We start from the raw sequence: 20,801 nt of genomic DNA on the forward strand, positions 1-20,801 counted from the left end.
AATGCACTCCATCGAACTGTCCCAGTTCAAAGACGATGACGACGAAGTCATCACCACTGCAGCAACCGATCCCGAAGCGCTGTCGGTGTCGGTGAACACCGCCGGCGAGATTGTCGACGTCGACGCACAGGTGAGCAAACTGCGCCCGCTCGGGGCCGACGGACTCAAAGAACTGTTCGTCACCTGCGCCCAGTCGGCATTCGCCCACCGCTACGACCCGGTGATGGACCTGGATTAAGCCATGACGGTCGCAAACAAGCCTCAACCTTCGCCGCGAACACGTGTTGCCAGGTACAAAGGCAACACGGGGCGGGTAACGGCACCCGCCGGCAACCCACCGGTCCAACTCGTCTAGACCGCAGGAGAAACGATGACGAACCCTGAACCCACTCCGCCCCCGCGAATCCCGCTAGGGCCACCTGGAAGCGACGATGGCGACGGAATCAGCATGTCGCCCCTGTGGCCGACCACCACCCCTACACCCAAGGCTCCAGTCGACACGTCCCACCTGCCCGAGTCGACGCTCGATGGGATTCACGGCACCCGTGACGACGACCCGATGCGTTGGTCGCCCAGCCACCCCGGCGAGCTGCCACCGCACTGGACGAAGGACTACGTGCAGGACAGGGGTGACCCGGACCTGTGGTGGCCCGACCACCGCCCGCTGCCGCCCGGACAGGTGCGCCCGGCGTCCTACGACCCCACCACAGACGGCAAAAATGCCGACGATGCGGGCCAAGGCAAGAAACTGGACGTCACGCCGTCTGATCTGACCAACGTGGCCGGTGAATACGCCGAGCTGCAGCGCCAGGCCGCCGCGATCGGGCCGCAGGCTGTCGAGGAAGTCAATCGGATCATCACCACCCACGGCGCGATGGGATATCCCGTGGCGGTCGGAGTGGTGGCTGGCCTGGCCCGCAAGCAGGCCCGGATGGATGCCAAGGTCGCCCAGTTCGGGGTGTACTCGGAGCGATTCGAAGAGCATGCCGCGGCCTATACGGGACAAGATGCCGCTGGCGCCGCCGGGTATCAGCAGGTCCAGTTCTCTGGTTAGGCACGTCGGGAGGGGGATGCTGTGGCTTTGGACATCGACACCGACGAAGTGCGGCGGGCCAGTGAATTCGTCAGCAACGCCGGGGAATTCCTGCACCCCGACCTAGACGCCGACGTGCCAGCCTGCGGCAGCGACGAGGTCTCTCAGGCGGTGATGAACAACCTCAACGCGCGGCGCCGCTGGCTGGTTTCGCACGTGCGCACGGGGATCACCCAAGCATCCAACGCCGCAGCGGGAATGAAGGACACCGCCAACGCCTTTGAGGCCCAAGACGCAGAAGGCGCAGCCGGGTACGGCGGCGGCGGATCAGGGGCCGCGCCAGCGCCATCGACGTCGACGATGCCCGCTGCTGCCGCCCCGACCGGAATGCCAACGCTGTCGGCGATCCCTGACGTCAGCGGCACCGACGGGGAGGCGCTGGCCCGCCAGCTCGAAACCGGCCCGGGCGCGGGCCCGGCGATCAACGCGGCCTCGCAGTTGAGCACACTGTCCACACGGGCACAAGCCGCCAACGCCAGTCTGACGATGGCCCAAGGCCACATCGTGGCGGCGGGGCAGTCTCAAGCGCATCCCGGACTGATGCGACGACTCAACCAAGCCATCGCATGGACGGCCGGCGTGGCCGGCCACGCCGACGCGCTGGCCGAGGGCTACGGAGTCGCCGGCGAACTGCACAGCACGACATCGGCCACGGTGGGACCGTCCGAAGGTTGGCGGGCCCTGAACACGGCGTACGACGAAGCGGTCTGGGAAAACCAGCTCACCGGTGGGCTGTCACAACCCAAAGTGGATGCGCTGCAGACCGCCCTGACCACCAAGAACACCGAAAAAGGCGTCGCGATGAACGGCTACCAAGTCGGTGGCCAAACCGTCAGCACCCCGCCAGGAGACCTGCCCGACCCCGGTCTGGACCCCAACGCCGACAGCCCCGGCGACAACCCGGGTAAGGGCGACAAGGCCAAGAACCCCCTGGCAGCCGCCGACGAGGGCAAGGGCGGCGGGCTACAGGACACCCTCGGACAGCTGATGGGGGCGCTGGGACCGCTGACACAGTCGCTCGGCCAAGCCAATCCGCTCAACTCGGTCGGGCAGATGGCCCAGCAGCTCGGCCAGCAGGTCAGCAAGCTCGGCGGTGACGCGGTGAAGAAAGCCGCATCGAGCCCGATCAAACCGGCAGCCCTGGCCAAGCCCGCCGGCCTCGGTAAAGGCGGGGGCGGCAAGGGCAAAGGCGGCGGGGGCAGCCCGATCAAACCGTCCAGCCCACTGAGCGGCGTCCGGGCATCGTCCCTGTCGGGGACGCCATCGGCCTCACCATCGGCAGCCGAGCCGATCAAGCCGGCAGCGTCGGCGCCGCGCGCCTCGGGCCCCAGCGCTGGCGGTGGCATGGGCATGATGCCGATGGGACACCGACCCGGCGGCGACGACAAAGCCAGCCGGATCCACAGCTACGAGGATCCCCTCGCCGAGGTCGAAGAGGCCGGCCGACCCGGTGTCGTGGGAGAGAGGGCAGCCACGCCCGCGCCGGTGATCAACCCGCAAGCTCAGAACGCGGTGAGGGAGCGCATTTCCCGCCGCAAGCGCGACACCGCGGTCGACAGCTAGGGCCCGGAGGAGACATTGGCCGTCGTGTCGCAAACCTGTGCCACGCTCATGACATGAACGCGCGACAGGCCAAGCTACAACCCCACACCAAGGGCATCACCGCGGGTCTCGTCGACGTGAAAGCTCTCATCCCGACCACACCCGTTCATCACCGATAGGCGCCGTATGGATATCCCGCTGCACCCCGCCGTCACCACCGAAATCGCGCGCGGCCGTGAATTTCTCGAACGCGTCCGCTCAGCGCGACGCAACGTCGAAGGTATGCAGGTCACCATCCCCTGCCCCGATGGCGACAACGAGATCGTCTTCGCCGGTGACGGCATGGTCGTCGACGCCACCTTCGTCGACGACGTATTCAACCGCTACCCCAGCAGTGACAAGCTCAGTGAACTGCTCCTGGCCATGTCGGCCACAGGGTATGCCCAGGTATCGCAAAAGGTCAGCGCGGAGGTCGCAGCCATCCTGGAGCAGCGATGACCGACACCGCCACACAGCTGTTCGCTGACAGCTGCATCGCCCTCGGCGCGGAAGTCTACGGGCGCCGACAAATCCCCGACAAACGCGTTGCGCGCAGCGGATTTGAACGCCTGACAGCACAGTTCCCGGATCAGTGCGACGGCTGGCTGGGCTTAGCCGCCAGCGGTGTCGTCCGGCCCGACGTCCTCGAGAACGCCTACCGCGCGATCGACACCGCCGGCGAACTCATCGGCGGTGCTGATGTCGCCGTGGACGCAGTCGACTTCACCTTCGACACAGGCCTCTACGTGCAACTGCCAGCACGCGGCGCCGAAGGGCTGACCTTGGCCATGGCCGCGGCCAAGATCGCCGACAACAAGTTCGCCGCGGCGCGGGATCTGATCGATCAACGGCTATTGAGCAGCCAACCGCTCTTCGCCGGCTGGATGCTCGCCGTCATCTATTTCAGGGCCAATCGCTGGCACGACGCCCGCCGCGTACTGGCACCACTGACTCAGCAAGTCAACCCCGCCGACCCCTTCCTGCACCAGGCGATTGCCGTGGCCCAAGGCTTGTGCGAAGCCCGTTTGGGCATGTGGGACCAGGCATTCGAACGGTTGACCCCGAGGGGACGCGGCCCCATCCCCACAGCCAGCGCCGAGGCACTGCTCAACGCCGCCATATCCGCCCGCGCGCTGGAACGAGTGGACGAAGCCACCACACTGCTCAACGAGGCATACGCCGTCGACGGCATCGACGAGACAACCCGAACAACGATCGCCACTGCGCTCAGCGACCCGAGCTACGGCATCGTGCCGACCACCGCGGCGCGCATTGACGCCCGCACCGACTACTGGGACGCCAACACCGAACCCGGAGAACGGGACTTCGTGCGCCAGCTCGGCGCCGACAAGCGGGCCGAACTCAAAGCCGAAGCAGACAAGGAACTGGCCGAATTCGTCGGCATGACCGATGTCAAAGACCAGATCGCACGACTGGAATCCAGTGTGCGAGCCGCGAAAGTCCGCGAAGCCCGCGGTATTCCGGTGCGCAACAAATCGCTGCACCTGGTGCTCAAAGGCCCCCCGGGCACCGGCAAGACGACCGTGGCCCGGGTGATCGCCAAACTGCTCTGCGCAGCTGACGTGCTGCCCTCAGACACCTTCGAAGAAGTCAGCCGTGCCGATCTGGTCGACAAGGTCATCGGCGGATCCGAAGACAAAATCTCAAAGATGATCGACCACATCGTCGACAAGGGCGGTGGCGTGCTGTTCATCGACGAGGCCTACGCCCTGACCGACTCCGGATCCGACAACGACTTCGGACCCCTGGTCATCGCGGAGCTATTGCGGGCGATGACCAACCATGCCGACAAACTCATGGTGATCGCCGCCGGCTACGCCGACAAGATGCAGGAATTCCTCGACTCCAACGACGGCCTGCGCTCCCGGTTCACCCGCTCGATCACCCTGCCCTCCTACGACGTCGACGAACTGATCGAGATCACGGTGCGCAAAGCAACCAAGGGCGGCAGCCTCATCGAGGAGCTGGAACCGCTGCGCGAGATCTACACCGATCTGCGGGCCGCCACCGCCGTCGACACCAACGGCCGCCGCCGAGGGGCACTGGACGTGCTGGGCAACGCCCGCTTCGCCGAAAACCTCATCGGATTCGCCGAGGAGGAGCTGAACTTCCGTCTGGACGCCTCCGGCCGGCTCGCTGAGGCCACCGACGAGGAACTGCAGACCATCACCGGCGAGGATCTTCGCGCCGCCGTGACCCGCGAACTCACCCGAGCACGCACCGAACAGCAGATCGAATTGTCCCGCCAGACAACGGGAGAACCGCGATGACCGCACCGACACCGCGCCCACGGCGCGGCTTCAAATCCAAGAGCGTCGAATTAAGTCCGACCAGCGAACGCAACCGGCCCTGGGGATTTGTCACCCGACACCAGATCTCGGGATGGCGGTTCCTGATCCGGCGGATCAGCAACGGTGTGGCGCTGCGGGACACCCGCATGCTCACCGAGCCGCTGCGCCGTCAGGGCCGCGCCCTGAGCGTGGGCCTGATGCTCGGAGCAGTGCTGTGCGCAGGCGCTTTCATCCTGTCGATCATCAAGCCGGCCGGCGCCGGCGGCAACCAGGCGGTCCTGGCCGAGCGATCCACCAACGCGCTCTATGTGCGCGTCAACGACACCCTGCACCCGGTGCTCAACCTCGCCAGCGCCCGCCTGATCGTCGGCAAACCCGACGAACCGACCGTCGTCAAGTCCAGTGAGATCGACCGCTTCCCGCTCGGTAACACCCTGGGGATCCCCAACGCACCCTCGCGCATGGTGCAAAACGCCGCTCGCGATTCGCGCTGGCTTGTGTGTGACGCCGTCGGCGGCCCGGACGCGGGCACGACAGTGATTGCCGCAGACCCGGTAGCCGGCCCGGGCCGTGCCACCGCGCTGCCGGACACTTCAGCCGTGCTTGCCACCAGCGATGGAGGCAGCACCACATGGCTGATCTGGGGCAACAAGCGCAGTGAGATCGACCTGAACAACTCGGCGGTGGCCGCTGCGGTCGGCATCAATGTCGACACCCCGACTCCCCGGTCGATCAACCGGGCACTGCTCAACCTCATCCCGGAGTCACCACCACTGGTCGTCCCGTTCATCCCGAATGCCGGTGATCCGCCGCGGTTCCCATGGCCGGTACCCGGCAAACCGGCACCCCTGTCCGGCTCAGTGGTCGTCGACCACGACGAGAACAACCAGCTGCGCTATTACGTGGTCGCCCCCGAAGGCATCCAGCCGATCTCGTCGGTAGTGGCGGCGATTCTGCGAGCCAACGATTCCTACGGACTGGTCGAGCCTCCCGCGCTGACCCCCGACCAGGCTGCCAAAGCGCCCAAAACGAACGTGGTGGCGGTCGACAACTACCCGGCCAATCCGCTGCAGGTGATGGATCCCGCGACCGAACCGGTGACTTGTGGCCAGTGGACGAAACTGTCGGGCGCACCCACCTCCAGCCTGACGCTGCTGGCAGGCCAAAGCCTGCCCGTGGACGCAGACGCCAAGCCGCTGACCCCACCGTCATCGCCAGGGGCAAAAGTGCTACTTCCGAAGGGAACTGGCTTCTACGTCCAGGTCACCGGGCAGCAACCTGACTCGACCACCAAAGAGTCGCAGTTCTGGATCTCTGATCTCGGTGTGCGCTACGGCTTGGAAGCCGAGAAGAACACGACCGCCACCCCAGCCGAAGCGCTCGGCATGACAGCAGACCCACTGCCCATCCCCTGGTCGGTGCTGAGCCTGTTCGCCGACGGCCCCACCCTGTCCGAAGCCGATGCGCGCGTAGCGCACTGACCGAAAGACCCTCCGATGCGAACCCAACCTCGACACAGCCGCCGAATCCTCGGCCCGAAGACCGTCGACAAAGACTTCACGTTCGAGGCGCCCCCCGAACTGCCCCGCTTGGTCGAACAGAGCGCCTGGCGCAAGGCACTGCCGTGGGTGTTCGGCCTGGTGATGGTCGGCATGGTCGCCATGATGTTCATCATGGGGTTCCGCCAGATGAACCCGATGTACCTGTTCTTCATGCTCATGATGGGCATCGCGCTGTTCTCCTCGATGCAGAACTCCGGTGGCGAGGATGTGACGACACCCAAGGTCAACGCCGAACGGGCCGAATACCTGCGCTACCTGTCAGGCAAAGCCGAGCAGATCCGCGAGGCCGCAGCCAGCCAGCGCGCCGCCGCCGAATGGTCACACCCCGACCCCGAGGTGCTTGAAGCGGTGTTCGACTCAAAGCGACTGTGGGAACGATTCCCCACCGACAGTGACTTCCTGCAGGTGCGTATCGGCCGGGACCAGGTGCGATTGGCCAACAAGATCCGCGTCAAACCCGTCGACGCCGAAATCGACCTGGAGCCAGTGACCAAGATGGCTCTGCAGCACATGCGGGCCGTCCAACAGGTAATACCCCATTGCCCCAAAGCCATCGACCTTTCCGGCTACGGCCAGATCACCATCTACGGGGATCGCCAAACATTCCGAGCAGCGATGCGGGCCTGGGTGGCCCAGATCATGTGCTGGCACAACCCCAACAACTGCGGGCTGGCCCTGGTATCTCCGGACCTGGAGTCCCCGGAATGGAGCTGGACGAAATGGTTGCCGCACACCGAAAGCCAGGACATCGACGGCGCCGGCCCGGCTCGGTATCTCGCCACGTCGCTGGCCGCTGTCGAGCCCATGCTGGATCCGCTACTCAAGGAACGCGCCAAGGTAGTCGACGAAAAAGGCAACGTCGACACGTCCGAAGTGAACAAGTCACACAAGCAACTGGTGCTCATCGTCGACGACCCGTCGGTGTCGCCAGCGGCACTGCGCAAGATCGCAGGCAAGAACGGCGTCACCGTCATCACCTACCGCGACGCTGCCGGGCCAGACCGTGACTACGAACCTCACGAACGAGAACTTCTGCTGCGTGTGCAGCGCAACCCGCTGACCGACACAGACACCGTGCAGATGGACTCCTGGAAGGACTACCGCTGGCAGGTGTTCTGCGCCGAGCCCGACGTACTCGCAACGCCGGTCACTGAGCACCTGGCCCGACGGATGTCGAAGTGGGACGCGGCTCCGATCAGTCACCAAGACGCCGAATCCCAAGCGGCGCAAACCCTACTGGCACTGCTCGGGATCCCCAACGCGGCCAAGATCAACGTCGAAGCACTGTGGAAGCCCAGAATGCTGCCCGTAGGCACCGGTGAGCCGGTCATTCTGGAGCCCATCCTCAAAGCGCCGATGGGTGTGCAACCCAACGGTGCGCCCCTGCTGCACGACCTCAAAGACGAAGCTGACGGGGGCTTCGGGCCGCACGGGCTGATGATCGGCATGACTGGATCGGGAAAGTCGACCACGCTGGCAGCGTTGGCCTTCGCCGTGTTCGCCCAGCACTCCCCCGACGTCGTCCAGGCCATCCTCGCCGACTTCAAAGACGGCGCCGGGTTCGAGACCTTCGCCGGCTATCCGCACGTGGCGGCCATCATCACCAACATGGAAGAGAAGAAGTCCCACGTGGAGCGGTTCGGCGACACCCTCCTGGGGCTTCTCGACCTGCGCGGCCGCATCTTCTTCGACGCCGGTATGAAGTTCCAAGGCGCGCCGTTCACCTCGATCGTCCAGTACAACGAGGCACGCGCCACCCCGGCAGGTGCACACCTGCCGCCGGTGCCCTACATGCTGGTGTGGGTCGACGAGTTCAGCTTGTTGCTCAAAGAGCACCCCGAACTGGCCGAGGTTTTCGACATCTTGTGCCGCAAAGGCCGCTCCCAGGGCGTGTACTTCCTGTTCGCGAGCCAGACGCTGGATCCGGGCACGATCAAGGACATCGACAAGAACACCCAGTACCGCATCGGCCTGAAAGTGGCCAGCCCGAGCATCTCGCGACAGGTCATCGGCACCGAGGACGCCTACCACATCCCGGACGGCAAAAACACCAAGGGCACAGGGTATTTCGTTCGCGCCCCCGGCGCTCAGCCGGTGAAGTTCCGCAGCTTCATGCTTCCGGGCCGCTACGAACCCCCCACCACCGTCAACCGCAGAGTGATCACCGCCGACCCCCGCGCACGCGTATTCACCGCCGGCCGGGTGGAACCCGACCCCGAGACGGTGATCGAAGAGGAGATCGCCGCCGAGTCGGTGATCGAAGGCCCGCCACGCTCACTGGTGTTGACCGTGGGCCCACAGCTGGCGGCCCATTACGGCAAGAGAGCGCCGCAGTTGTGGGCGCCACCCCTGGACGATCCGATCCCCCTGGACAAAGTGCTCACCGAGGCCTCAGCAGCCCCGCAGCGCTCTGGTGGCCCGTGGTGGCCGCTCGGCAAGATCGATATGCCGCGGCAACTCACCCACGGGCTGCTCAACTACAGCGCCGATGACGGCAACATCCTGCTGCTCGGCAAGAGTGTCGACGAATTGTCAATGGTGGTGCAGACATTCATTCTGTCGGCTGCCGCTCGGTACTCGCCGGCCGAAGTCGGGTTCTTCGCGTTCGCCTACGGCGGGCCCGGGCTGGGGACAGTCAAGGATCTGCCGCATGTCGGGGCGATCGGCGGCGCCGATCGCAGCCAGCTCAACGTGCGACTGTTCGCCGATCTGGAAGCGGTAGCCAACCGGCGCCGACGGCTGTTCGAGCAGCACAACATTGGTTCTCTGGAGGAATACCGTCGCCGCCGCCGGAACGGGGAGGCGGCATTGGACGACGGGTATCCCATTGACCTGTTCGTCATCGTCGACGGCTACGAGGCATTCATAGCTGACAACTCATCGCCGATGAGCCAAAGGAACCCGTTCGAAAAGAAGCTGGATCGGCTTGTCGGCGCCGGCCGGGGAATCCACGTGATGGTCACCGCGGCGTCATGGATCAAGCTGAGCAACGAGGTCGACAACAAGGTGTCGGTGACCTATGAGCTCAAGCTGGCCAGCGCCTCCGAGTCGAAGGTCAGAGCGCGTGTCGACGACAAGCTGATGCGGCCCCAGGACCGCATTCCCATCAACCAGCCGGGTCGTGGCATCACCAAGGAAGGGGAAGTGATCCGCTTCGCCGTTGGACGCACCGACGGCAACGCGACCATGGACGAGCTCGACGTCGCGGTGCGGGAGACGATCGCGGAATTGGTGAACCGCTACGCCGATGGGCGCGTGGTTCCCGCGCCCCAGCTGCTTCCCTCCATTGTTCGTATGCAGAGCCTGCCCGAACTGGATGGTGAACGCTACGCAGTCGGTGTGCGCGGCCGCGACCTGCAGCCGTTGGTGTTCGACTTTGCAGAGTCGCCTCTGCTGGCGGTGTACGGCGATGACCGTCACGGAAAGACATCGTTCATCGAGAACATGGTTCGCAGTGTTGTGGCACGACGGCGTGGTCCTGACGATGCCATCGTCTGCGTCTTCGATAAGCGCAAGCATCTGACGGGGCTGACCCGGTACTTGCAGCACGGAGAGGACTACTACGAGCAGGATCTCGCGAAGATGGCGCAGCGGATCATGACGCTGGCGCAGGTGTGCGATCAACGTAAACCCCCCGAGCAAGACACCGATAGCTGGGATCACCTGCACACGTGGACGTTCGACGGCCCGAAGATCTATCTGTTCGTCGACAATCTCGATGTGATCCCCAACCAGGTCACGGTGCATGACCCGCTTCCGGTCGGGGCGCAGCCTGGGACTGTGCCGGCCAGCCGCATGGTTCAGCCGTGGCAGCCGTTGGTGCGCCACCTGGCGACTGCCGGCGATGTGGGCCTGCGTGTCATCGTGACCCACCTGGCTTCGCAGCTGTCGCTCGCGGAGGCGAACCCCAGCACCGTGCCGGGGGTGTTCGCGACGCAGAACGCCAATCGGCTGCTGCTGGGTTCGTCGACGCAGAACGACAAGGTGCGCGGTGTGAAGTTTGAGCAGCTCGATCCCGGCCGCGGCTATTTGGTCGCAGCGAGCCAGGAGGACTGCGATTACGTGCAGTTGGCTGCCCGCTACGAGGAAATGTAACCGCCATGTTAAAAGTGCACGACAGCGGTGGTCGCGTGCTAAGCGTGCATGCTGCAATGACTGGCATGTGCCCTTTGCTGGCAGTAACCGAGACCTTCGGGATATCCGACCAGCAAGAACTGTCCAGCCGCACCCGGCGGGGCAACGATAATTGGAAACGGACAGCGACTAGAGGAGACGCTATCTCATGCTTCTTGACGTAACTCCGGAAGTTCTCGGCGCAGCATCGGCGCAGGTCGCCGCATTGACTGGGCGACTCGTCGCGGCCAACGCCGCGCACATGGTAGCCACCGGAATGATCCTGCCACCCGGTTCGGACCTACCGTCCATCAAGACCGCCGCATCACTGATCGCAAAGGGCGCTTCACACGAAGTCACCGCTGCGATGGGCAATGTCGAACTGGCCAGTTCAGGCGAGGGCATCGCCGAATCCGGCATCAGCTACACCATCGGTGAAGGTGAAGGTGTCGCGATCTACACGGCCGCCGGCGGCGTGGCGGTCTAAAGAGCGGAGAAACCAACCCCATGCTTCCGATTCCTCCGATCTGGCACGCAGTGCCCCCGGAAGTGCATTCGACGCTGCTCAACGTCGGTGGCACCCCAGAGGGGATCGCCGCCGCCGGGACGTCCTGGGCCGAACTCGCCGGCCAGTACGCCGGCGCGATCGGGGAACTGCAAGGGATCCTCTCCTACATCAAGGCCAACTACGAGGGGCCATCAGCTGAACAGTTCATCGCAGCCCACCAGCCGATGCTGGGGTGGTTCTCAGCTGTTTTCGCCAAGGCCACAGAGGCCGCCGCCGCGCACTCGGTGATCACCGCCGGCTACGGGACCGCGGTGGCCACGATGCCGACCATGCCCGAGCTGGTCCAAAACCACGTCACCCACGGAGTTTTGGAGGCAACCAATTTCTTTGGCGTCAATGCCATTCCGATCGGAATGAACGAGGCCGACTACGTGCGCATGTGGATCCAGGCCGGCGACGTGATGGGCATCTGGGACGGGGTGTCCACCTCAGCAGTGGACACCATCGTGGAGACACCGGCCTCGCCGATCACACTGATCCCCGGCGTCGGGGAGACTGGCAGCATCTCTGCCACGGCAGCATCGTTTCTCACCCAAGGAGAGGCCACCGCCGGTGGCGCCTCCCTGACCGGTGCCGACATGCTGAGCAACACACTGCTCGTCAAGAAAGCAGCCAGCAGCCCAGCGTCAGTCGCCGACAAGCTGCCCGGCCGACAAACATCCACGGAGGGCGCGGCCCAACAGCAAGACCAATTGCAGCAGGGAACGCAGAACGCGGCCTCCGGATTCATGCAGCAGGCGTCATCGTTGGCCAGCAGCGCCCCGCAGGCAGCATCCTCGGCCATTCAAGGCCCCGCCCAGATGATCACCCAAGCGCCCCAGACCCTCGCCCAGGCGCCGCAGACGCTCGGCGGCATGCTGACCCAGTTCGCAGGGTCCGGCGGCTCAGGCATGGGTTCGCCCGCCGGCGGGGCCATGCCGGTCGGATTCCCGGGCACCGGCGCAATCAACGGCTTCAACCCGGCGGGAATGACCAGCCTTGCCGGTGGAGCGTTCGGGTCCGGACCCTCACGACCGTTGATGCCCTCGACGTGGGGTTCAGCACCATCGACGACGACAGCAGAACTGGCCAACAGCTCGCGCGGGCTCGCCCCCATGGCAACGGGACTTCCCGGCGCCAGCGGCAGCGGCAGCGGAGCGGGAGGCGCGGGCATGATGGGCGCAGGTGCCAACAGACGCAAAGGCTCGTCCGACAAAGTCAGCACCTTCACCGATGACGCTGTCGACGAAGACTCCGATGCCGACAGTGACGGGGGGACTTTCGCGATGGCCCGTTGACGATTAGCCGCGCATCTCTAACGCGAAAACACAAAATTATGACAACTCAACACCATCCGAGATCCCTAGTCAGGAAAGGACATCATCATGGGATTGCTTGACGCAAACATCGCACAGTTGGTCAGCTCGTCATCGAGCTTCGGCGATCAGGCCGCGCTGATGCGCAGCACCATCCAACAGGCCGAGAGCTCGGCCATGGGCGCCCAGGCCTTCCACCAGGGCGAGTCCGCGATCGCCTTCCAGCAGGCCCACGCCCGGTTCGTCGAAGCATCAGCCAAGGCCAACGCGCTGCTCGACCTGGCCGGCGCGAACATCAACGAGGGTGCCGGCGCCTACACCGCGCAGGACGCTGCCGGCGCTTCGGACATCACCGCGGCCGCCGGTTCGCTGCCCACCTCCATGTAACCCGCCGGTACCGGCACAGACTCACTGAAAGGACCATGACCAATGTCGCAGATCATGTACAACTACCCGGCGATGCTGCAGCACGCCGGCGAGATGAACACCTACGGAGCATCATTGCGCGCCGTAGGCTCGGGCATCGCCAGCGAGCAGGGCGCACTGGCCGTCGGCTGGACCGGCGACACCGGCTCCACCTACCAGGCGTGGCAGCAGCAGTGGAACCAGGTTCTCGAGGAACTGGTCAACTCCTACAAGTTGATGACCGACTCACACGAGAACAACACGGCGACCATGCTCGCCCGCGACCAGGCCGAAGGCGGCAAGTGGGCCTGACGCTGCCCTAGCTCCACCACAAGAAATGGGGCGGTCACCGAATACGGTGGCCGCCCCATTCGCATCCCTGTGGGCCGCTACCTGCGCCGCGGCGCACCCTCCATGAGCCGGGTGCTCAGAAGCTGATGCCCATGCGGGGTGGTGATACCGAACAAGTTGGCATGCTTGCCGTCCTGAGTGATCACAATCGTGGTGGACGGGGCTTTGGACGACTGCGGCCGCCGCAGCGTCACAGTGATCGAACTCGCCGGCGTTTCCGCACTTCCGTCGCTGACCACGATCGCCCCTGGCGGCAGCGGCGCCGGCGACACCGAGAACTGCTGCGGAGCCCCGTGATTGGCCAGCCCGGCCCACTGACGCGGATCGGAGGTAAACATGGCCATCGGCAGCCCCGCCAACGCCAGCCGCGCCACAATGCCGACGTGGAATTCACGGGTGCCGGTCACCGTAATACGCACCGGCTCCGGAGAAGCCAACCCCACGTAGACCGGTTGGCGTGACCGGTTGAAGCCGATAGGAACCCCCGGCGCCGAGGTCGGCCAGCGCAGCGATGCCAGATCGGCGGAGTCCACCTGCGCCGCCGGCAAGGCGTGATCCAAACCCGTCACCTTCAACGCAGGAATGACCTCACGGTGCAGGCCGTGGAACCCGGCCAGGCCCGGCAGCGGGTCACGGACCGGCTGCGTCCCCGTCAGCGTGCCCACACAGGCAGAGACCGAGGTGGGCTGGTTCCCGCGGGAAGAGACGGTCACGCTGACCCACAGGGCCTTGGTGGACAGCGTGGCAAGACCCTGCAGAACAGTGGCCAGTGCCCCAGATTCAACGGCGTAGACCGCGCGGAACCCGTCGTTGTATTCGGTGGCAGTCCAGGTTTCGCGGCGCACCGTGGCCGCCGGCGCCACGAACTGCGGCAGCGGTTCGTCATCGCCGACGAGGGTGGCCAGCCACCCCCGTTCGCTCAGCTCGGCGACCAGGCGCCGGGCGGTGGTGTCGGCCAGCGCTGCACGCTGCGGCGAGTCCACACCCTCGTCCGCATCGGAGGTACCTCGGTCAACGGCACCCATGGTCGTCTGGCGGGCGGTCAACGCCCCGACGTTCTGATCGGCGCGCAAGGTGTAGGTCAGCCACGTATCACGGTGCTGCGGCGTACGTGCACTCAACAACGAGGCGGCATCGGTGCGCAGGCCGCTCGTCGGTGGAGTGCGCGTGATGGAGGTGATGGTCAATTCATCGGCGCGCACGCCGTAGCGATTGAGCCAACTGGTGACAAACTGCCACGGCATCTGATCGGCCGTGTCAGTGGGCGTGGTGAGCCCATGTGGATGCGGCCGCAGGTGGATCACGATCCGCGCCTGCAAGGTGGTGGAACGAGGCTGCACTGCAGGCGCGGCATTCTCGGGACTGCGACGGCGGCGCGGCTGGGCGCTGCGGGCGCGTTGGCGACGGTTGTAGCGCGACAACGGAATCCAGCGGTGCACCGTCGTCGACATGTGCTGACCATGCCAGGATCCGAGGAACGCCACGATCACGACGACCCCGATCAGGTAGTGCCACCACAGCGGCGTCTGCCCGGCCGGCACCAGGGCGGCCCAACCCAGCATCAGCACCGATACGAGAACGGTAAGTCGGCGCCAGCTCGGGGCGGCAGGAATGAAACGGGTGCGTTGGCTAATGGGTGTTGTTGCCACGGCGCATTCCAATCAACGTCACGGTCACGATCACGGCGACGACGGCAAGGATGCCGCCACCGAAAGCGATCAGGCGGGGAAGCCGGTTGTCGGGTGGGGGTGGTGCCGGCGGGTCGACACGCACCACGGGCGCATTGGCAGGCTTGGCCTCCCCCTCAGGGATATCCCAAGTCAGCGCGGCCACCGGATCAATCACGCCGGCGCCCACCAGGTTTGACGGAGAGCGCGCCGCGTTATGGGCTGAGGACACCACTCGGTTCACGATCTGCCGTGCGGTGAGGTCAGGAAATTCCGAGCGCACCAGAGCGGCCACGCCGGCCACATAGGCGGCTGCGAAACTGGTTCCGTTAATCGGCACCAGCGGTTGTTTGGTGGAAGGAAGCCCGTTGATCAATCCGGAATTCTGCGCGTTGCCCAGCGAGACGATCTGCTCGCCCGGCGCGGCGAGGCCCACCCAGGGACCGGCCATCGTGAAGCCAGACGGCTGCCCCTCAGGAGTCAGTGAGCCCACCGACAAGACGTAGGGCTGCCAATAGGAGGGGGTGGAGATGGTGGTCGCGCCAGCCCAGTTACGGGGATCCTCGGGCCGGTTCGGATCAGTCAAAGGATTGCTCTCGCAGTTGTGCTCGCCGGTGTTACCGGCCGCGGCCACGATCACCTGGTCCTTGTCGATCGCGGCATAGCGCAGCGCGGCGCCGAGCGCAGCCTGATCAACTTGCTTGTACTGGGCGATGCAGTCGGTGATGGAAATGTTGATCACCCGCACACCCGGCATGTCCGCGGCATGACGGACCGCGCGGGCCAGCGTAGCCACATCACCGGCCGTCTCCACCGTCTGTGGATCACCGCCGGAGGGCTGCTTGGGTCTCCACTGCGCCGAACTCTGCCGGATCGAAACGATCGCGGCTTCCGGTGCCACACCGGAGAATCCGTCCGGCCCTGGCTGACCGCCGATGATGCCCGCGACCGCAGTCCCGTGCCCGTCGCAGTCAGTCAAGCCGTTCGCGGAGGGATCGATGTAGTCCCCGCCGCCAGTGAGGTTAGGTAGCCGCGGCTGCGGGCTCACTCCAGAGTCGATGACCGCGACCGCCACTCCCCTACCCCGCGAGGTTTTCCACGCCTCAGGCAGGTTGAGCATCGCCTGACTGGGCGGCACGGCGGCCGGATCGAATCCCTGCATGGCCCCAAAGAACGCGCACTCGCCACTAAAGCGCAGTTCCGTGCCCGGTGATGGCGGCCCAGGCTCGGGTAGAGCGGCCGGATCCGCAACCGGACGTTCCAGCGCGGAGGCCGCCGGAGGTGGGCTGCACACAACCAGTAGCGCCGCCGCAGCCGTCATCGCGCCCAACTGACGGATCATCACAGCGCCCCCCGATTGCGGATGAGGCCGACCAGGCCGATCAGCACCAACATCGCCGGCACGATCGTGGCCAGCAGCGTGTTCTCGAAAAAATCGAGGTAGCGGCGCTGCGGGATGGTCAATGGCCGCGGCTTGAGAACGGTGACGAGCAGCAACAGCACCGTCAACCCGGCCACAGCAGCCGCAGCGTAGACCGCGGCCACCAGATGACCGGTGAGCGTGAACGCAACGGACAACGCCGCGGCAGTGAGAAACGGCGTGGCCAAAAACCACAAGGCCGGTGCGGCTGAATCCCAGATCCGCATCCGCAACAGAGTGACGGTGACGGTGGCGATCACCAGCCACCACGCCAACAGCGACGGGGCCGCCGGAAGCCACACCACCAGCACAGAGCCGATCACCGCCAGGACGACCGAGGCAGCGATGAGGCCGCTCTGATAGGCGTTGGACGTCGCGGCCTTGCGGGGCAGGGCCTCGATCTCGGCCAAAGCCAAAGGCGCCGGGGTGGTTTCGTCAGGAGCAGGCACATTGGGCAACGGATAGCGAGCCCACACCGCCGACGCCGTCGGCGCAGTGAGAGCCACCAGCAGCGAGATCGCGACCAGACCGCACCCCAGGGTCAGATACGGCAGATGCGCCGAGATACGTACCGCTGCCGCCACCGCCACGGCCGCGGCCACGGTGATGATGGCGGTGTAGGTGGACACATAGGTGCTGGTAAGCGTAAGCATCAGCAACGACCACGCCACCAGCCCCGCAGCCACCAGGAACACCCGGGGTGCGGCACCGTCACCGGGCAGCGACGCGGCCAACGCCAGCGCGAGCGGCACGGTGGTGACCACCCCCATGCGGGCAGCCGCGGTCGTGTGTCCGCGGCGAGTCAAGACGGCGGTACCAGCGATGTAGAGCAGGGTCAGCACACCCAGCGCCCCCGCAGCCCACCACTGGTGGTGATCGTGCCAGGCCGTCAGCGCCAGCCCGCAGACTAATGCGCCCAGGCCCAGGACCACGATCTGGGCCACGTTGGGCAGCAGCGCATGGGTGAACGGCTTGAACTGGCTGGCTGAGTGGATCGCCGAGGCATCGGCGATGTCCTCCACAACCGGAGGCGCGGTGGGCCCAGGCGGCAACTGACGCAACAACAGCAACTCACCGTCGTCGATGGCCAGAGTCTCCAAGGTCGCATCCAAGCTGAACGGCGTAGACCCCGGCGGCGCAAGTGAATATGGACGCAACTCTGCACCGTTGTGGGTATCGGTGGGCAGCAGCTCGTCGTCGTCTCGGCCGGAATCCAGAGTCTTGATGATCCGCGGGATCAACTCGCGGATCGGCAGATTCGTCGGCAAGGCGATGTCGGCGCCGGCCGTATCGCCGATGATCTTGACGCGTACTTGCCTGGTGGCAACAGCAGGATCCATCGTCAGTAACCCCCCATCTCCTCAGCGCGCTGCGGCGCTTGCCGTGTCGGGTAGTAGCGGGCGACCGCTCCGGCCAACTCGTCCACAGCTTTCTGCGTTTTCTTGCCCATCCGCGAGTACTCGATCGCTCCGCCCTCGCTGAGGTGGTCATCGAACGGAACGGTCAGAACGTGCTCAGTACGTTCCCGGAACTGGGCAGCGGCATCCTCGACGTCGACCTTGGGCTTCTGGGCCCCGGTGCGGTTGAGGGCAACCACGGTGCGTGGCAGCAGCCGGCCCAGACCATGGCTGGCCAGCCACTGCAGCGTCCGCGACGCACCGTTGAAGCCCGGCGCATCCTGCGACGCGACGACCACCAGGCAGTCCACCTGGTTGGCGATCGTGGTGAACAGCGGTGAGGTGATCGAGGTGCCGCAGTCCAGCAGCACCACGTTGTAGTGCCCCCGCAGGATCCGCATCGTTGACTCGAAGTCGGAACTGCTGAGTCGGTACGACGACGTCGGATCGTTTTGCGAGGACAGCATTTCCAGGCGGTCATCGTTCTGCACGGTGAACCTGCGGACGTTCGAGTAGCTGCCGTTCTTGGGCTGCGCTGCGAACTGCTCGATGTTGGCCTGCGGGCCGCCGTTCTCGAAGAATCGAGCCGACAGGTTACCCAGGTCGATATCGACGTCAGCGACGATCACCCGGTCGCCGCGTTGGCGGGCGATCGCGTTGCCGACGGCGACCGCTACCGTCGTCTTGCCCACTCCCCCTTTGGAGCTGACGAACGCTACAACAAAAACATCGGTCAAGGACGCGCGAATCCTGCGGATGAGCTCCTCGAGTTGGATCTGCTTGGCGCTCGGTCCGGGCTTGATGAGCCCGAAGGTCATTACCTGCACCGCTTTACGCCAACCGGTGGGGTCGATACGCCGAGTGGGAGCCGACTGATCCGGCGTGGCGATTGCGTTGCTGTAACCGGCAGGAACGAACGGCTCCCCGCCCATCGGCCCGCTGAAGACCGGTCCGGGCACCTGAGGTACAGAGCCGGAATCGGCCGACTCGGTGAAGAACCCAGCCAGTTCCTGTGCCTCTGCGATTTGCTCGGGAGTGATCACCGAGGTCCGCTCGTCGTATTCGCCAGGCTCGTTGCCACGAGGCGGGCGAACGCTGCGCTGGGCAGGGGTGGCGCCGTTATCGACCAGCGGTGGTAGCGGTGTGGCCGGACCGGTCTGGTCAGGCTGAGACGCGGGCGCCGCGGGTGGTTGGCTGTGGTCCTGCTGTGCTCGTCCGGATAGCAGTACGTCCGGCCGGTGATGCTGTCCGGTGCGCGGGTCGACGTTGTTGGGCTGCTGCACGCCGGGCTGGGACGCCTGGCCCGCGAAGGGCTGGTACGGCGGCGGCATCTGCGGCGGTGCAGGCCGCGGCACCGGGATAGGCCCGCTCTGGTGCGGGGCAGCCTGCCATCGGGGAGCCTGCGGCGGCTGCGGCGGCTGCGGCCGCTCCCCCACCGGGCGCTGTGTCACCCGGTGCTGCGGCCCGGTGTCCGCTGCCGGCGACTGGTCGCGATCGGACTCCCCCGCTGGCGAGGCGTCATCCCGGCGCTGTGGATCGTTGTTGTCTGAGTTGAAGAAATCAGGAGGTGTGCTCATCGTTCACGTCCGTTCAAGTTAAGTGTCAGATATCGAAGTTCTCTTCGGGAAACCAAGGGCCAGCGGGTAATCGGCTGGTCAGATCGCGCACCGCCATAGCGATGGCAAATGGCTCACCTGGTGCGAAAACGGAAACGCCGCCGTCGCGGGGCTTGCCTGGCATCGGGCTGACGAGGATCACGCCGGCCTCGGTACTGATGATGTTGACGCTGACATCTGTCTGATGCCGGGCACCGTTGGTGGCTTGATGCGCCGTAAGTTCCACAGTGATGCGATCGCCGGTGCGAGCGATCTCCATGATGTCGGCCTCCCGTTCCGGTATGCCCAGGTCGGTCAACGTCTCGACGATGTCGGCGCCACGGCCGATACGTGCATCGATCGATTTGCCAACGTCGATGGGCAGCTCGAACTCGTTGAACTGTGCGGGGTGCGCATCGGTGGGCAGGCCCGCTGTGATGATCGGAACCACAGCCTCGCTGTGGGTCAGGTTCAAAGGTGTGAACGTAATCATCTGCGCGTATCGCAGCGCGACGACCGCCGATGAATCCGATGCCCTGGCCAGCACGCCGCGAAGGATCTGATCGGCATCGACAATGGTCAGCCACTCCAACCACTGGGACGCTCGGCAGATGGTGCGGATCGAATGTGCCGCAGCGGGTTTGACGGTCAGCGAGGTGTCGATGACACCGGATTCGGTGAGCTCAGCAATCGACTTCTCGTAGAACTGCTCATGCTCGGCGGGATCGAAGTAGGGGGCGGTCACAGCCAGCTTCCAAGGGAAGGCGCCAGCGTTGAGGTAGTCCGCCAGAAACCATGCCTGATGTGCCGTGACCTCGACAGCTTCAAACCTAGTCATCGTCGTCGTCATCCTTTTTTGGCGGCTTAGCCGCTTCAAGCTCGACCAGGACAGGTGCCAGCGCCCGCTCGGTAATCAGCGACATCGAGGTGTTCCACCGTCTCTCCTGCTCTCTGAGCCGGCGTATCGTCGACCGTTTGAGGCGGAGCGTCGTGGCTTCTTTCTTGTCCGTTTCGAGCATGTTTTGGGACAGCTCGCGGACGAGGGCGCCGCCAGCGCTCTCGGATTCTGAATCCTCGTTTGCCATCGTGGCTTTCACCCCTTCCCTTCCTGGGTCGACGCCCACGTGCCCGCAGTAGAGCACAAAGTCTGGACACGACAAATAGATCGCGTACCCGGGTATCCGATACCGAGCGAATAAGCATGGGCATCTGATCGATAGATGCCCATGCATCCAGCAGTCATAGCAGCCACCCACCTATCAAACGCAGACATGCCTACCAACGACCATATGTGTGTATGCGCATCGCGCATACACACATATGCGGTGCATATGCGGTAATGCTCAACCGGTACGTGCTGGATTCTGCGTGACACACCGGCGAAGTCTGGCTCGTGTCCACAAGTCCTGTCAGAATGGCGCCACCGGGATAGCCGTCGCGAG

General features: G+C 65.2%; 17 protein-coding genes. 11 read left to right on the plus strand and 6 right to left on the minus strand.

Features of this window, described 5'->3' with window-relative positions; translation table 11 throughout:
* Position 1: 1 nt before the first annotated feature.
* From AB0876_RS31985 to AB0876_RS32035, 11 genes are all read left to right on the plus strand, one after another.
* On the plus strand, positions 2-238 hold the full coding sequence (locus AB0876_RS31985; protein WP_526043965.1) for a hypothetical protein: 237 nt from the start codon (positions 2-4) through the stop codon (positions 236-238).
* A 210-nt stretch (positions 239-448) separates the two neighbouring features.
* Positions 449-1,054 carry a hypothetical protein gene (locus AB0876_RS31990; RefSeq protein WP_526043966.1) on the plus strand — a complete coding sequence of 202 codons (606 nt, stop codon included), beginning with the start codon at positions 449-451 and terminating at the stop codon, positions 1,052-1,054.
* A gap of 21 nt (positions 1,055-1,075) precedes the next feature.
* Complete coding sequence (locus AB0876_RS31995; RefSeq protein ID WP_526043967.1) at positions 1,076-2,656, plus strand: Fis family transcriptional regulator; 1,581 nt, start codon at positions 1,076-1,078, stop codon at positions 2,654-2,656.
* A 165-nt stretch (positions 2,657-2,821) separates the two neighbouring features.
* On the plus strand, positions 2,822-3,133 hold the full coding sequence (locus tag AB0876_RS32000; RefSeq protein ID WP_526043968.1) for a hypothetical protein: 312 nt from the start codon (positions 2,822-2,824) through the stop codon (positions 3,131-3,133).
* A complete protein-coding gene (eccA, locus tag AB0876_RS32005; RefSeq protein ID WP_526043969.1) occupies positions 3,130-4,965 on the plus strand; it encodes a type VII secretion AAA-ATPase EccA in 1,836 nt (611 codons plus the stop codon). The genes AB0876_RS32000 and eccA overlap by 4 nt, the downstream gene beginning before the upstream one ends.
* Entirely contained in the window at positions 4,962-6,467 is a 1,506-nt protein-coding gene (gene eccB / locus AB0876_RS32010) for a type VII secretion protein EccB (RefSeq protein WP_526043970.1), read from the plus strand. The genes eccA and eccB overlap by 4 nt, the downstream gene beginning before the upstream one ends.
* 15 nt (positions 6,468-6,482) lie before the next feature.
* Positions 6,483-10,643 carry a type VII secretion protein EccCa gene (gene eccCa / locus AB0876_RS32015; RefSeq protein ID WP_526043971.1) on the plus strand — a complete coding sequence of 1,387 codons (4,161 nt, stop codon included), beginning with the start codon at positions 6,483-6,485 and terminating at the stop codon, positions 10,641-10,643.
* Positions 10,644-10,830: 187 nt separating this feature from the next.
* Positions 10,831-11,148: a PE domain-containing protein gene (locus AB0876_RS32020; protein ID WP_526043972.1), complete on the plus strand. Its 318-nt coding sequence runs from the start codon at positions 10,831-10,833 to the stop codon at positions 11,146-11,148.
* Between the two features lie 20 nt (positions 11,149-11,168).
* Complete coding sequence (locus AB0876_RS32025) at positions 11,169-12,506, plus strand: PPE family protein (protein ID WP_526043973.1); 1,338 nt, start codon at positions 11,169-11,171, stop codon at positions 12,504-12,506.
* A gap of 87 nt (positions 12,507-12,593) precedes the next feature.
* Positions 12,594-12,911 (plus strand): WXG100 family type VII secretion target, encoded by a 318-nt coding sequence (locus AB0876_RS32030; protein WP_526043974.1) that lies wholly within the window; start codon positions 12,594-12,596, stop codon positions 12,909-12,911.
* 42 nt (positions 12,912-12,953) lie between these two features.
* Entirely contained in the window at positions 12,954-13,241 is a 288-nt protein-coding gene (locus tag AB0876_RS32035; protein ID WP_526043975.1) for a WXG100 family type VII secretion target, read from the plus strand.
* Positions 13,242-13,318: 77 nt separating this feature from the next.
* Here AB0876_RS32035 and AB0876_RS32040 read toward each other — a convergent pair whose 3' ends face one another.
* The 6 genes from AB0876_RS32040 to AB0876_RS32065 all read right to left on the minus strand — a co-directional run bounded on the left by AB0876_RS32040 (position 13,319) and on the right by AB0876_RS32065 (position 20,483).
* Positions 13,319-14,842 (minus strand): type VII secretion EccE family protein, encoded by a 1,524-nt coding sequence (locus AB0876_RS32040; RefSeq protein WP_526044038.1) that lies wholly within the window; start codon positions 14,840-14,842, stop codon positions 13,319-13,321.
* Between the two features lie 67 nt (positions 14,843-14,909).
* Positions 14,910-16,289: a type VII secretion-associated serine protease mycosin gene (gene mycP / locus AB0876_RS32045; RefSeq protein ID WP_526043976.1), complete on the minus strand. Its 1,380-nt coding sequence runs from the start codon at positions 16,287-16,289 to the stop codon at positions 14,910-14,912.
* Positions 16,289-17,707, minus strand: a complete 1,419-nt coding sequence (gene eccD, locus AB0876_RS32050; protein WP_526043977.1) for a type VII secretion integral membrane protein EccD — start codon at positions 17,705-17,707, stop codon at positions 16,289-16,291. Before eccD ends, mycP begins: the two co-directional genes overlap by 1 nt.
* 2 nt (positions 17,708-17,709) lie before the next feature.
* Positions 17,710-19,341 carry a MinD/ParA family ATP-binding protein gene (locus AB0876_RS32055; RefSeq protein ID WP_526043978.1) on the minus strand — a complete coding sequence of 544 codons (1,632 nt, stop codon included), beginning with the start codon at positions 19,339-19,341 and terminating at the stop codon, positions 17,710-17,712.
* Between the two features lie 25 nt (positions 19,342-19,366).
* Positions 19,367-20,209 carry an ESX secretion-associated protein EspG gene (locus AB0876_RS32060; protein WP_526043979.1) on the minus strand — a complete coding sequence of 281 codons (843 nt, stop codon included), beginning with the start codon at positions 20,207-20,209 and terminating at the stop codon, positions 19,367-19,369.
* Entirely contained in the window at positions 20,190-20,483 is a 294-nt protein-coding gene (locus AB0876_RS32065; RefSeq protein WP_526043980.1) for a hypothetical protein, read from the minus strand. The genes AB0876_RS32060 and AB0876_RS32065 overlap by 20 nt, the downstream gene beginning before the upstream one ends.
* Positions 20,484-20,801 lie beyond the last annotated feature (318 nt).

The sequence above is a fragment of the Mycobacterium sp. NPDC049093 genome (assembly GCF_040704635.1).
In the GTDB taxonomy this organism is placed as follows: Bacteria; Actinomycetota; Actinomycetes; order Mycobacteriales; family Mycobacteriaceae; genus Mycobacterium.